Consider the following 340-nt stretch of genomic DNA (forward strand, 5'->3'; position numbering starts at 1 on the left):
CATCACGTGGGAATCGAACTTGTTGAACTTCAGGGAAGAAGCGTTTTTCGGGAGGGAATCCAGATCCATTTTAAAGAAATCCACGGTGAATTCACGGTAGATGTAGTGTAGTTTGTATTCGTTCTTGCCATAAGCTTTTTCAAGATGTTCCTTATCTACTTTTTTAAGATTGTGGAGATAGTAAGGGCATTTGGGATTCACGCATTTGTGGACGATAAAGTGTTTCCTGTCTTTTTTATGTACCAGAGCATTTCCACAGTGGGGGCAGCGTAAGGTGTACTCTTTAGAGAAACGGTTATCATCCGGTGAAAAGTTTGTGTCGCAGACCTTGCATTTGATC

The 340-nt window shown here is 41.5% G+C and carries 1 pseudogene; it reads right to left on the bottom strand.

What is annotated here, in order from left to right:
- Window positions 1-340: pseudogene (locus ACTNBF_RS16590) on the bottom strand (transposase); the annotation flags it as partial.

It is taken from the genome of Bariatricus sp. HCP28S3_A4, assembly GCF_052066395.1.
GTDB lineage: Bacteria > Bacillota > Clostridia > Lachnospirales > Lachnospiraceae > Allocoprococcus.